The organism is Streptococcus sp. 27098_8_109, assembly GCF_041432295.1.
Classification (GTDB): Bacteria; Bacillota; Bacilli; order Lactobacillales; family Streptococcaceae; genus Streptococcus.
In genome coordinates this window covers 89,866-102,808 of sequence record NZ_JAPVZJ010000002.1, presented here as the reverse complement: position 1 = coordinate 102,808, position 12,943 = coordinate 89,866, and the positions used below count along the sequence as shown (strand labels likewise).

14 protein-coding genes are annotated in these 12,943 nt (G+C 38.4%); 12 read left to right on the top strand and 2 right to left on the bottom strand.

Annotation, left to right across the window (positions count from 1 at the left end; all coding sequences use genetic code 11):
* The first annotated feature begins 4 nt into the window (after window positions 1–4).
* Window positions 5–649, top strand: a complete 645-nt coding sequence (gene serB, locus O3664_RS01460) for a phosphoserine phosphatase SerB (protein ID WP_084928486.1) — start codon at window positions 5–7, stop codon at window positions 647–649.
* Window positions 650–657: 8 nt separating this feature from the next.
* Window positions 658–1,773 carry a glycerate kinase gene (locus O3664_RS01455; protein ID WP_371613526.1) on the top strand — a complete coding sequence of 372 codons (1,116 nt, stop codon included), beginning with the start codon at window positions 658–660 and terminating at the stop codon, window positions 1,771–1,773.
* Here the strand turns inward: O3664_RS01455 and O3664_RS01450 are convergent.
* The gene (locus tag O3664_RS01450) at window positions 1,770–2,216 is read right to left on the bottom strand and encodes a DUF1694 domain-containing protein (RefSeq protein ID WP_247927869.1); all 447 of its coding nucleotides are present in this window, start codon (window positions 2,214–2,216) and stop codon (window positions 1,770–1,772) included. The genes O3664_RS01455 and O3664_RS01450 overlap by 4 nt on opposite strands.
* A gap of 164 nt (window positions 2,217–2,380) precedes the next feature.
* Between O3664_RS01450 and eno the strand changes: the two genes are divergently transcribed.
* The 6 genes from eno (at window position 2,381) to O3664_RS01420 (ending at window position 9,099) form a co-directional block, all read left to right on the top strand.
* On the top strand, window positions 2,381–3,685 hold the full coding sequence (gene eno / locus O3664_RS01445; protein WP_371613525.1) for a surface-displayed alpha-enolase: 1,305 nt from the start codon (window positions 2,381–2,383) through the stop codon (window positions 3,683–3,685).
* Between the two features lie 269 nt (window positions 3,686–3,954).
* Window positions 3,955–5,214, top strand: a complete 1,260-nt coding sequence (locus O3664_RS01440) for a UDP-N-acetylglucosamine 1-carboxyvinyltransferase (RefSeq protein WP_020902835.1) — start codon at window positions 3,955–3,957, stop codon at window positions 5,212–5,214.
* 15 nt (window positions 5,215–5,229) lie between these two features.
* Window positions 5,230–5,781, top strand: a complete 552-nt coding sequence (locus O3664_RS01435; RefSeq protein ID WP_020902836.1) for a GNAT family N-acetyltransferase — start codon at window positions 5,230–5,232, stop codon at window positions 5,779–5,781.
* On the top strand, window positions 5,774–7,051 hold the full coding sequence (gene spxR / locus O3664_RS01430) for a CBS-HotDog domain-containing transcription factor SpxR (RefSeq protein WP_023947518.1): 1,278 nt from the start codon (window positions 5,774–5,776) through the stop codon (window positions 7,049–7,051). Before O3664_RS01435 ends, spxR begins: the two co-directional genes overlap by 8 nt.
* Window positions 7,052–7,066: 15 nt before the next feature.
* Entirely contained in the window at window positions 7,067–7,927 is an 861-nt protein-coding gene (locus tag O3664_RS01425; protein ID WP_000631541.1) for a methionyl aminopeptidase, read from the top strand.
* 254 nt (window positions 7,928–8,181) lie between these two features.
* On the top strand, window positions 8,182–9,099 hold the full coding sequence (locus O3664_RS01420) for a bifunctional riboflavin kinase/FAD synthetase (protein WP_000587433.1): 918 nt from the start codon (window positions 8,182–8,184) through the stop codon (window positions 9,097–9,099).
* An 87-nt stretch (window positions 9,100–9,186) separates the two neighbouring features.
* Here O3664_RS01420 and O3664_RS01415 read toward each other — a convergent pair whose 3' ends face one another.
* Window positions 9,187–10,035, bottom strand: coding sequence for a YitT family protein (locus tag O3664_RS01415; RefSeq protein ID WP_150922433.1), 849 nt, complete (start codon window positions 10,033–10,035; stop codon window positions 9,187–9,189).
* Window positions 10,036–10,175: 140 nt separating this feature from the next.
* Here O3664_RS01415 and O3664_RS01410 point away from each other — a divergent pair, with 140 nt between their 5' ends.
* The 4 genes from O3664_RS01410 to sdbB all read left to right on the top strand — a co-directional run bounded on the left by O3664_RS01410 (window position 10,176) and on the right by sdbB (window position 12,896).
* Window positions 10,176–11,015 (top strand): DegV family protein, encoded by an 840-nt coding sequence (locus O3664_RS01410; RefSeq protein ID WP_070527640.1) that lies wholly within the window; start codon window positions 10,176–10,178, stop codon window positions 11,013–11,015.
* Window positions 11,016–11,122: 107 nt separating this feature from the next.
* Window positions 11,123–11,398, top strand: a complete 276-nt coding sequence (locus tag O3664_RS01405) for an HU family DNA-binding protein (RefSeq protein WP_001284640.1) — start codon at window positions 11,123–11,125, stop codon at window positions 11,396–11,398.
* A 212-nt stretch (window positions 11,399–11,610) separates the two neighbouring features.
* Window positions 11,611–12,318 (top strand): thiol-disulfide oxidoreductase-associated membrane protein CcdA2, encoded by a 708-nt coding sequence (gene ccdA2 / locus O3664_RS01400; protein ID WP_371613524.1) that lies wholly within the window; start codon window positions 11,611–11,613, stop codon window positions 12,316–12,318.
* An 11-nt stretch (window positions 12,319–12,329) separates the two neighbouring features.
* Window positions 12,330–12,896 (top strand): thiol-disulfide oxidoreductase-associated lipoprotein SdbB, encoded by a 567-nt coding sequence (gene sdbB / locus O3664_RS01395; protein ID WP_371613523.1) that lies wholly within the window; start codon window positions 12,330–12,332, stop codon window positions 12,894–12,896.
* Window positions 12,897–12,943: the final 47 nt, after the last annotated feature.

Here is a 12,943-nt window from a genome sequence, read left to right as displayed (position 1 = left end):
GCTTATGTCTCAAATAAAAGGCTTGTGTGTCATGGATGTCGATGGAACCTTAATCCTAGAAGAAGTGATTGACCTTTTGGGAAGAGAGGTAGGTTGTGAGGAGGAAATTGCGCAGCTTACAAGTCGGGCAATGAGAGGAGAGTTAGACTTTGAAAGTAGTTTAATCAAAAGAGTTTCCTTTTTGGAAGGTCTTCCTGTTTCTGTATTTGAGAAAGTCTTCAACACTATTCATCTAACGTCAAATGCTCAGGAATTCATTTCCATTCTCCAAAAGAATGGCATCCTAGTTGGTTTGGTGTCCGGTGGATTTATACCAATAGTTGAAAGACTAGCAAAATCTCTAGGGATTACCTATTTCTCTGCCAACCAGCTTGAAGTCAAAGACGGTCTTCTAACAGGAAAATTAGTTGGAAAAATGATAAGTCCTGAAATCAAACAAGCAACTCTGGAACAATGGAGAAAGGAACTCCAACTCCCTAAAGAAAGAACAGTTGCAATCGGTGATGGGGCTAATGACTTATTAATGTTGAAATCAGCAGGACTAGGAATTGCTTTTTGTGCTAAAGAAGTGCTGAAACAAGAAATACCACATCATGTTGACAAGAGGGATTTTTTAGAAGTTCTTCCTTTGATTGACTTTTTAGAATGAGGGAAAATATGAAGATTGTAATTGCACCAGATTCATTTAAGGAAAGTTTGACCGCTAATCAGGTAGCAGAAGCTATTAAAAGAGGATTCCAAGAATCGCTTGCAGATGTAGACTGTCTCCTCTGCCCTGTTGGTGATGGGGGAGAAGGCACTGTAGATGCTATCCGACATTCTCTTGACCTAGAAGAAAAATGGATCCAAGTGACAGGGCCTTTTGGCCAAGAAGAAGCCATGCGCTATTTTAAAAAAGGGGAATTAGCCCTGTTTGAAGTTGCTGATTTGGTTGGCCTTGGAAAAATTTCGCTAGAGGAACGAAATCCACTTCAAATTCAAACTTGTGGTACTGGAGAGTTGATTCGTCATCTCATTAATAAAGGAATTAAAGATATTTATATTGGCGTTGGTGGTACGGCCAGTAATGACGGAGGTATTGGAATTGCTGCTGGTTTAGGTTATCAATTTTATGATAGGGATGGAAATAGCTTGCCCGCTTGCGGTCAGTTCTTACTAAACTTAGCTTCTGTTTCAACAGAAAATTGCTATAAAATTCCTGAAGATGTTCACATTCGTATTTTAGCAGATGTCGTTAGTCCCTTATGTGGACATCAAGGTGCAACCTACACTTTTGGAAAGCAAAAAGGCCTATATCCTACTATGTTTGAGGCAGTAGATCAGGCGATACAAAATTTTTATGAAAAAGTCTCCCCTGCAACATTGCAACTTAAAGGAGCAGGAGCTGGTGGAGGCATTGCTGGCGGTTTGTGTGCCTTTGCTCAGTCAAGTATCGTATCTGGAATTGACACCTGCCTGCACTTGATTGACTTTGATAAGAAAGTATCTGATGCTGACTTGGTTATTGTTGGAGAAGGAAGGTTAGATTGTCAAAGTTTAGTAGGTAAAGCGCCTATTGGTGTTGCAAAAAGAACCCCTGTCGGAGTTCCTGTCATTGCTATTTGTGGTAGTCTTGCTGAAGATTTACCTTCCTTACCATTTGAGAATATCCAAGCGGCTTTTTCAATTTTGGAGAAAAGTGAACCTTTAGAAGATAGTTTGAAAAATGCCAGTCTCTATTTGGAGCACACGGCTGCCAATATAGGGCATTTATTAAATATGCGCAAGATCTAGCCAAACCATTTCTTCCAGATGGATGTTTTGGCTGGTTCTTCCTTTTTAACTTCCCAAAGTTTTGCAAAAGCAAGTCGAAGGTCCTTTTCTTCTACTTGTACTGGTGCATTGCTATGGATAATCAGGCCAAAAGGAGAAGAAGTATGCTCTTCAGATACAATGGTAGCTTGACTATCAGTTTCTTTAGCTTCTTTTAAGTAGAAAACTTGCTTGTCAAATTCGACATTTGGTGAAATCTTCACAAATAGTGGTTCTGCTTTTTCCTGAAGGTTTTCTAAAATAGATAAAAAGCCTTTTTCTAACTGAGGGCTATTTGCTGTGTCAATATCTGCATATCCAAGAACTCTTTCCTCAAAAGTGCCAAGATAGCGTCTTTGCTCATCCGGATTTAATTTTGAGCCACCATGAGCTTTTTCAAGTAATTGTTTTGATAAATCTGTCATGAAAACAGTATATCATAAAAGTTAGAATAAAACAGATAAAAGAAAGCGATTACTTTATAAAGTTAAGGAAAATTTGCACAAAGATAACGTTTTTTCTTGAAAAAGGAGGGGTTTTAAGGTATAATAGAGGAGTAAAAAATATAACTCAATAAGGAGAATAAGAAATGTCAATTATTACTGATGTTTACGCTCGCGAAGTCCTAGACTCACGCGGTAACCCAACACTTGAAGTAGAAGTATATACTGAATCAGGTGCTCATGGACGTGGTATGGTTCCATCAGGAGCTTCTACTGGTGAACACGAAGCAGTTGAACTTCGTGACGGTGACAAATCTCGTTACGGTGGTCTTGGTACTCAAAAAGCTGTTGACAACGTAAACAACATTATTGCTGAAGCAATCATCGGCTATGATGTACGTGATCAACAAGCTATCGACCGTGCTATGATCGCTCTTGACGGTACTCCTAACAAAGGTAAATTGGGAGCAAACGCAATCCTTGGTGTGTCTATCGCTGTAGCTCGTGCTGCTGCTGACTACCTTGAAATCCCACTTTACAGCTACCTTGGTGGATTCAACACTAAAGTTCTTCCAACTCCAATGATGAACATCATCAATGGTGGATCTCACTCAGATGCTCCAATCGCTTTCCAAGAATTCATGATCGTACCTGCTGGTGCACCTACATTCAAAGAAGCTCTTCGTTGGGGTGCTGAAATCTTCCACGCTCTTAAGAAAATCCTTAAATCTCGTGGTCTTGAAACAGCCGTAGGTGACGAAGGTGGATTTGCTCCTCGTTTCGACGGAACTGAAGATGGTGTAGAAACTATCATCGCTGCTATCGAAGCTGCTGGTTATGTTCCAGGTAAAGACGTATTTATCGGATTTGACTGTGCATCATCAGAATTCTACGATAAAGAACGCAAAGTTTACGATTACACTAAATTTGAAGGTGAAGGCGCTGCTGTTCGTACTGCTGAAGAACAAATCGCTTACCTTGAAGGATTGGTTGACAAATACCCTATCATACTTATCGAAGATGGTATGGATGAAAACGACTGGGAAGGTTGGAAAGCTCTTACTGAACGTCTTGGTGGTAAAGTTCAATTGATTGGTGACGACCTCTTCGTAACAAACACTGATTACCTTTCACGTGGTATCGAAGAAGGTGCTGCTAACTCAATCCTTATCAAAGTTAACCAAATCGGTACTCTTACTGAAACATTCGACGCTATCGAAATGGCGAAAGAAGCTGGTTACACTGCCGTTGTATCACACCGTTCAGGTGAAACTGAAGATTCAACAATCGCTGATATCGCAGTTGCAACAAACGCAGGACAAATCAAGACTGGTTCACTTTCACGTACAGACCGTATCGCTAAATACAACCAATTGCTTCGCATCGAAGACCAACTTGGTGAAGTAGCAGAATATCGTGGATTGAAATCATTCTACAACCTTAAAAAATAAAATAGTTCAGTGAACTATTTTATCCCGAACCTTGAAATTCAAAAGTTCGGCCGTTGATTTAACAACGTTTCTAGCCCCTCGGATTTTTTCCGAAGGGCTATTTTTGTATTTAGGGGACAAAAAAGGGGCAAAACATTTCAAGACAGTTCATTTACCAAAAAATACGATTCTGCTAATATAATTGAAAATGATGGAAAAAAGGGTGGATTTATGATATACTTTAATGTAGGACCTTTTTAGAAATTTTGAAAGAGCATAAAAAATTTAGAATGAGAAAAATTGTTATCAATGGTGGATTGCCCTTGCAAGGTGAAATCACTATTAGCGGTGCTAAAAATAGCGTTGTGGCCTTAATTCCAGCTATTATTTTGGCTGATGATGTGGTGACTTTGGATTGTGTTCCAGATATTTCCGATGTTGCTAGTCTTGTCGAAATCATGGAGTTAATGGGTGCTACCGTTAAGCGTTATGACGATGTGTTAGAGATTGATCCACGAGGTGTTCAAAATATTCCAATGCCTTATGGGAAAATCAATAGTCTTCGTGCATCTTATTATTTTTATGGAAGTCTTTTAGGTCGCTTTGGTGAAGCTACTGTTGGTTTACCTGGTGGATGTGATTTGGGACCTCGCCCTATTGACTTACACCTTAAGGCTTTTGAAGCTATGGGAGCAACTGTTAGCTACGAGGGAGATAACATGAAGTTATCTGCCAAAGATACAGGACTTCACGGCGCAAGTATCTACATGGATACGGTTAGTGTGGGTGCGACGATTAATACGATGATTGCTGCGGTTAAAGCAAATGGTCGTACTATTATTGAAAATGCAGCCCGTGAACCTGAGATTATTGACGTTGCTACTCTCTTAAATAATATGGGTGCTCATATCCGTGGTGCTGGAACCAATATTATCATTATTGATGGTGTTGACAGATTACACGGAACCCGTCATCAGGTGATTCCAGACCGTATTGAAGCAGGAACATATATTTCTTTAGCTGCTGCAGTCGGTAAGGGAATTCGTATTAATAATGTTCTTTATGAACACTTAGAAGGATTCATCGCTAAGTTGGAAGAAATGGGAGTGAGAATGACTGTATCGGAGGACAGTATTTTTGTCGAAGAACAGTCTAATTTGAAAGCAATCAATATTAAGACAGCTCCTTATCCTGGTTTTGCTACTGACTTGCAACAACCAATTACTCCTCTTCTATTAACAGCAGAGGGGCGTGGTACCATTATTGATACCATTTATGAAAAACGAGTAAACCATGTTTTTGAACTAGCAAAGATGGACGCAGATATTACGACTACAAACGACCATATTTTATATACTGGTGGACGTGTTTTGCGTGGTGCAAATGTAAAAGCTACTGACCTTAGAGCTGGGGCCGCACTTGTCATTGCTGGTTTAATGGCTGAAGGCAAAACTGAAATTACAAATATTGAGTTCATCTTACGTGGTTATTCAGATATTATTGAAAAATTACGTAATCTAGGAGCGGATATTACACTTGTTGAAGAATAAACCGTAGAGGTGTTTATGAATATTTGGACCAAATTAGCAATGTTTTCTTTTTTTGAAACGGATCGCTTGTATTTGCGTCCTTTCTTTTTTAGTGATAGTCAGGACTTCCATGAGATAGCTTCAAATCCAGAAAATTTACAATTCATTTTTCCAAGTCAAGCTAGTTTGGAAGAGAGTCAATATGCACTGGCCAATTATTTTATGAAGGTTCCTTTAGGTGTATGGGCTATTTGTGACAAGAAAACTGAAAAAATGATTGGTTCAATTAAGTTTGAAAAGCTAGATGAAATTAAAAAAGAAGCAGAACTTGGTTATTTTTTAAGAAGAGATTCATGGTCTCAAGGTTTTATGACAGAAGTTGTTAAAAAACTTTGTCAGCTTTCTTTTGAGGAATTTGGTTTAAAACAATTATCTATTATAACCCATCTCGAAAATGAAGCCAGTCAACGAGTTGCTCTTAAGGCTGGATTTCGCTTGATTCGTCAGTTTAAAGGAAGTGATCGCTATACGAGGAAAATGCGTGATTATCTTGAGTTTCGCTTTGTAAAGGGAGAAATTAATGAGTAAACACCAAGAAATTCTAAGTTATTTGGAAGAATTACCGGTTGGTAAAAGGGTCAGTGTTCGAAGCATTTCCAACCATCTAGGAGTCAGTGATGGAACGGCTTATCGGGCCATTAAAGAAGCTGAAAATCGTGGAATTGTAGAGACTCGCCCAAGAAGTGGTACTATCCGTGTTAAATCTCAGAAAGTTGCTATAGAGAGATTAACTTTTGCTGAAATTGCTGAAGTGACTTCTTCTGAGGTTCTGGCTGGACAAGAAGGTTTAGAGAGAGAATTTAGTAAGTTCTCAATCGGTGCCATGACTGAGCAAAATATTTTGTCTTACCTTCATGATGGGGGACTTTTGATTGTCGGAGATCGGACTCGTATTCAATTGTTAGCATTGGAAAATGAAAATGCAGTCCTGGTTACAGGTGGATTTCAGGTTCATGATGATGTGCTTAAACTGGCCAATCAAAAAGGGATTCCTGTTCTGAGAAGCAGGAATGACACTTTTACCATTGCGACTATGATCAATAAAGCCCTGTCAAATGTACAAATCAAGACTGATATTCTGACAGTTGAGAAACTTTATCGCCCAAGTCATGAGTATGGTTTTCTGAGAGAAACCGACACAGTCAAAGATTATTTGGACTTGGTTCGTAAGAATCGTAGCAGCCGTTTCCCTGTTATTAATCAACATCAGGTTGTTGTTGGAGTTGTAACTATGAGAGATGCTGGTGATAAATCACCAAGCACGACAATTGATAAGGTCATGTCTCGTAGCCTATTTTTGGTTGGATTATCAACAAATATTGCCAATGTGAGTCAACGGATGATTGCAGAAGACTTTGAAATGGTACCAGTTGTTCGGAATAATCAAACCTTGCTTGGAGTTGTGACACGACGAGATGTCATGGAGAAGATGAGTCGTTCCCAAGTTTCTGCTCTACCTACTTTTTCTGAGCAAATTGGTCAAAAACTTTCTTACCACCATGATGAAGTAGTGATTACAGTGGAACCCTTTATGCTAGAGAAGAACGGTGTTTTGGCTAATGGTGTATTGGCAGAAATTCTGACCCACATGACTCAAGATTTAGTTGTGAATAGTGGTCGAAATCTCATTATTGAGCAGATGTTGATCTACTTTTTGCAAGCAGTTCAGATAGATGATATACTGCGCATTCAAGCACGCATCATCCATCATACGAGACGGTCAGCTATTATTGATTACGATATTTATCATGGTCACCAGATTGTTTCAAAAGCAAATGTAACCGTTAAAATTAATTAGAAACTAGGAGAAAAAATGATAACATTAAAATCAGCTCGTGAAATCGAAGCTATGGATAAGGCCGGTGATTTTTTAGCAAGTATCCATATTGGCTTGCGTGATTTGATTAAGCCTGGCGTAGATATGTGGGAAGTTGAAGAATACGTTCGCCGTCGTTGTAAGGAAGAAAATTTCCTTCCGCTTCAGATTGGAGTTGACGGTGCCATGATGGACTATCCTTATGCTACCTGTTGCTCTCTTAATGATGAAGTGGCTCATGCTTTCCCTCGTCACTATATCTTGAAAGATGGTGATTTGCTCAAAGTTGATATGGTTTTGGGAGGTCCAATTGCTAAATCTGACCTGAATGTCTCAAAATTAAACTTCAACAATGTTGAGCAAATGAAAAAATACACTCAGAGCTATTCTGGTGGCCTAGCAGACTCTTGTTGGGCTTATGCTGTTGGTACACCGTCCGAAGAAGTGAAAAACTTGATGGATGTAACCAAAGAAGCTATGTACAAGGGTATTGAGCAAGCCGTCATTGGGAATCGTATCGGTGATATTGGTGCAGCCATTCAAGAATACGCTGAAAGTCGTGGTTACGGTGTAGTGCGTGATTTGGTTGGTCATGGTGTTGGCCCAACTATGCATGAAGAACCAATGGTTCCTAACTATGGTGTTGCTGGTCGTGGACTCCGTCTTCGTGAAGGAATGGTCTTGACTATTGAACCAATGATCAATACAGGTGACTGGGAAATTGATACAGATATGAAGACCGGTTGGGCGCATAAGACCATTGACGGTGGCCTATCTTGTCAATATGAACACCAATTCGTGATTACAAAAGATGGTCCTGTTATCTTGACTAGCCAAGGTGAAGAAGGAACTTATTAATAAAAAGTGAAAAGGCTGCTGGAAGTTGATTTTATAAAGAATTTACTAGAACTTTTCATAATAAAGCGCATTGTATCAAGTTTTAAGGGCTGATGTGATGCGTTTTTCTGATTTCAAGATCCTTACGTCAATCTCTTGTACGTTATGTTGATTTTAAAAACAAAATTCTTCTAAAATGCTACACTTCAGCTTAAAAAAACGACATTTCAGATTTTCTGGTTTAGAAATAGCTATCACTATGATATAATTATTTTATGATTATTACTATTCCTATAAAAAATCAAAAAGATATTGGCACACCATCCGATTCGGTCGTTGTTCTCGGCTATTTTGATGGTATACATAAGGGACATCAAGAACTATTTCGTGTTGCCAATAAGGCTGCGAGAAAGGATTTATTGCCTATCGTAGTTATGACCTTTAATGAATCTCCAAAGATTGCTTTAGAGCCTTATCATCCGGATTTGTTTTTGCATATTTTGAACCCTGCTGAACGTGAGAGAAAATTAAAGCGTGAAGGTGTAGAAGAATTGTATCTCCTTGATTTTAGTAGCAAATTTGCTAGTCTCACAGCAGAAGAATTTTTTGCGACTTATATCAAGGCTATGAATGCCAAAATTATTGTTGCAGGTTTTGATTATACATTTGGTTCTGACAAAAAAACGGCAGAAGATTTAAAGAATTACTTTGATGGAGAGGTTATCATTGTCCCACCTGTAGAAGATGAGAAAGGAAAGATTAGTTCAACTCGTATCCGTCAAGCTATTTTAGATGGCAATGTGAAAGAAGCAGGAGAACTTTTGGGGGCACCGCTTCCATCCAGAGGTATGGTGGTTCATGGTAACGCTCGTGGTCGTACGATTGGTTATCCAACAGCTAATTTGGTACTTTTAGACCGTACTTATATGCCAGCAGATGGTGTTTATGTTGTTGATGTTGAAATTCAAAGACAGAAGTATCGCGCTATGGCTAGTGTTGGAAAAAATGTGACCTTTGATGGAGAAGAAGCACGTTTTGAAGTCAATATTTTTGATTTTAATCAAGATATTTATGGGGAAACCGTCATGGTTTATTGGCTTGATCGTATTCGAGATATGACCAAATTTGACTCAGTTGACCAATTAGTGGATCAGTTAAAGGCTGATGAAGAAGTAGCTCGAAATTGGTCTTAAGAGTTTGGGTAATTAAAAAAGAGGTTGTCTGTAACCCAAAAGATAGATGATGTAGTCTAACTTTTGAGGTCACTACAAGACCTCTTTTTATTCTTTTTCAAAGGTAAATCCTTCTCCAAGGATTTCGTGAGCTTCTGTAATAGTTATAAAGGCTTGAGGATCAATTCGATGAATCATTTCCTTCATTTTCACAATTTCATTTCTTCCGACAATACAGTAAATGATTTTTAAATCTTCTTGACTATAATAACCTTGACCTGAGATGAAAGTAACGCCTCTACCTAGGTCATCATTAATCGCCTTAGCAAGTTGGTCAGGACGTTTGGTAATAATCATAAATCCTTTACCTGCGTAGCCACCTTCGCCAATCAAATCAATGACACGCGAAACGATAAAATCAAATAAGAGCGTGTAGGAAACCAATCTCAAATCCTTGAAGATTAGGAGAATAAGCATGAGAATACAAAAATCTAAGATAAAAAGCAGTTTCCCCATGGATATATGAGTGTATTTATTGAGAATACGAGCTAGAATATCAGTACCACCAGTTGTACCTCCAGCATTAAAGATAATACCAAGACCAATTCCCAATAGAATCCCAGCTATAAGGGCAGTGATTAGTAAATCACCTTGAAGATCAATATGAAGGGGAATACGTTCAAAAAAGGCCAACCAGGCGGACAAGGCTACGGTTCCTAGCAAACTAGAATAGAGGGACTTTGCTCCAAAAATCTTCCAAGCTAGGATGAAAAGGGGAATATTAATCAGCAGGTTCATGAGAGAAACAGGGATTTTAAAAAGATAAAAGGTGATGAGGGTAATGCCTGTCGCCCCACCCTCAAAGAGATGATGAGGAACTACAAAATAAGTTAGACCAAAAGCATAGATAGCAGCACCTAGTAAAATGGTTAAAATGGGATAAATTTTTTTAATCATAGGGACCTCTTTTCTTATAAGTAGATTATATCAAATTTTTAAGGAAAATTTGAATGACTCCATTAGGATTTTTAATCTTTTTTTGATATAATTAAAAGTAAGAAAACCAATCTGAATCCTAAAATAGAAAGATTGATACTATGACAAAAATTAAGATTGTAACCGATTCATCTGTTACTATTGAACCTGAACTAGTAAAACAATTAGATATCACTGTTGTTCCTTTATCTGTAATGATTGATAACGTTGTTTATTCTGATGCGGATTTGAAAGAAGAAGGTAAATTTCTTCAGTTGATGCAAGCAAGTAAGAATCTTCCGAAAACAAGTCAGCCACCTGTAGGTGTCTTTGCTGAAGTTTTTGAAGACCTATGCAAGGATGGTAGCCAGATTCTTGCTATTCATATGTCTCATGCCCTTTCTGGTACTGTAGAAGCGGCACGTCAAGGTGCTAGCTTATCTACTGCCGATGTGACAGTTATTGATAGTTCCTTCACTGACCAAGCCTTGAAATTCCAAGTTGTTGAGGCTGCAAAATTAGCGCAAGAAGGCAAGGAGTTGGAGGAAATCTTATCTCATGTAGAAGAGGTTAAAAACCACACAGAACTCTATATTGGCGTTTCAACTTTGGAAAATTTAGTAAAAGGTGGACGAATTGGCCGTGTAACTGGATTGTTGAGCTCACTTCTCAATATACGTGTTGTCATGCAGATGAAGGACCATGAGTTGCAGCCAATCGTTAAAGGTCGTGGAGCTAAAACCTTTAAAAAATGGTTAGATGAGTTGATAACATCGCTCTCTGAACGTTCTGTAGCAGAGATTGGAATTTCATATTCTGGTAGTGCTGATTGGGCAAAAGAGATGAAAGAAAGCTTACAAGCTTATGTTGAAAAGCCTATTTCAGTTTTGGAAACGGGCTCTATTATTCAAACTCACACGGGTGAGAATGCTTGGGCTATTTTAGTACGTTACCACTCCTAAAAAAATAAATAAAATGGGAAGAAATAGCGCTTTTAACTTGACCTAAAAGGGATTTTAGGATATGATTATATTTGTTAATTAGAAATTAAATTGGAGGAATCATTAACATGGCAAACAAACAAGATTTGATCGCTAAAGTAGCAGAAGCTACAGAATTGACTAAGAAAGACTCAGCAGCAGCAGTTGAAGCTGTATTCGCAGCAGTAACTGAGTACCTTGCAGCTGGTGAAAAAGTTCAATTGATCGGTTTTGGTAACTTTGAAGTTCGTGAGCGTGCTGCACGTAAAGGTCGCAACCCACAAACTGGTAAAGAAATCAAAATTGCAGCTTCTAAAGTTCCAGCATTCAAAGCTGGTAAAGCTCTTAAAGACGCTGTTAAATAATCAACCTTCCAAATGCCTACTGTATCAAGCTTTCTAGCTTGGGCAGTAGGCTTTTTTGTGTATAGGGGGCAAAAAAGGGGCTAGAATCTGAATGAACTAGTACCGGAAAATGTTTCAAATACAGACTAATTCAATTTGCGTAGCAGAAATCATACAAATGAAATTGATTATAGTAAAATAGGATTAGAATTATTAAGAAAGTTGGTTTTTTATTGGAAACGATAGTATTTTCAATCTCCGTTTTTTTAGCAGGGATCTTGTCCTTCTTTTCTCCCTGCATCTTTCCTCTTTTGCCAGTTTATGCTGGGATTTTATTGGATGATCAGGAAAGTGCAAAAAGCTTTTCTTTGTTTGGGAGAAAGGTTGCCTGGTCAGGTCTGATTCGAACTCTTTGCTTTATCGCAGGTATCTCTCTCATTTTCTTTATTTTAGGCTTTGGTGCTGGTTACTTTGGTAATATTCTCTATGCCAATTGGTTTCGCTATACCATGGGTACGATTATCATTATTTTGGGCCTTCACCAGATGGAAATTTTTCATTTTAAGAAATTAGAGGTTCAAAAAAGCTTTACTTTTAAGAAATCAGAAGCCAATCGTTATTGGTCGGCCTTTTTACTCGGTATTACCTTTAGCTTTGGTTGGACGCCTTGTATTGGTCCAGTTTTGAGTTCTGTTTTAGCACTTGCGGCTTCAGGCGGCAATGGCGCTTGGCAAGGAGCTATCTATACTCTTATTTACACTCTGGGTATGGCCATTCCTTTCTTGCTCTTGGCTCTTGCTTCAGGTGTAGTGATGCCTTATTTTAGTAAAATCAAGCGTCATATGATGCTACTGAAGAAAATTGGTGGTTTCCTCATTATTTTAATGGGAATTTTGTTAATCTTAGGACAAGTAAATGTTCTAGCTGGAATTTTTGAATAAAGGAGAAAAAGATGAAAAAAGTAATGTTTGCTGGCTTAAGCCTCTTGTCATTAGTCGTATTAATGGCTTGTGGGGAGGAAGAGTCTAAAAAGACTCAAGCACCAGAACAAGCCCCAAAACAACAACAACAAACGCCTGTACAACAAATTGCTGTTGGAAAAGAGGCTCCAGACTTTACCTTGCAATCCATGGATGGCAAAGAAGTTAAGTTATCTGATTATAAGGGTAAAAAAGTTTACTTGAAGTTTTGGGCTTCCTGGTGTGGTCCATGTAAGAAAAGTATGCCTGAGTTGATGGAATTAGCTGCAAAAGAAGATCGAGATTTTGAAATTCTTAGTGTCATTGCACCAGGAATTCAAGGTGAAAAAACTGTCGAACAATTCCCACAATGGTTCCAAGATCAAGGTTATAAAGATATCCCAGTTCTTTATGACACAAAAGCAACCACATTCCAAGCTTATCAAATTCGAAGCATTCCTACAGAATACCTGATTGACAGTCAAGGAAAGATTGGAAAGATACAATTTGGTGTTATCAGCAATGCGGATGCAGAAGCAGCCTTTAAAGAAATGAACTAGAATAGATAAAAATCTGATTACAAGAGAGTAGTCAGATTTTTTTAGGA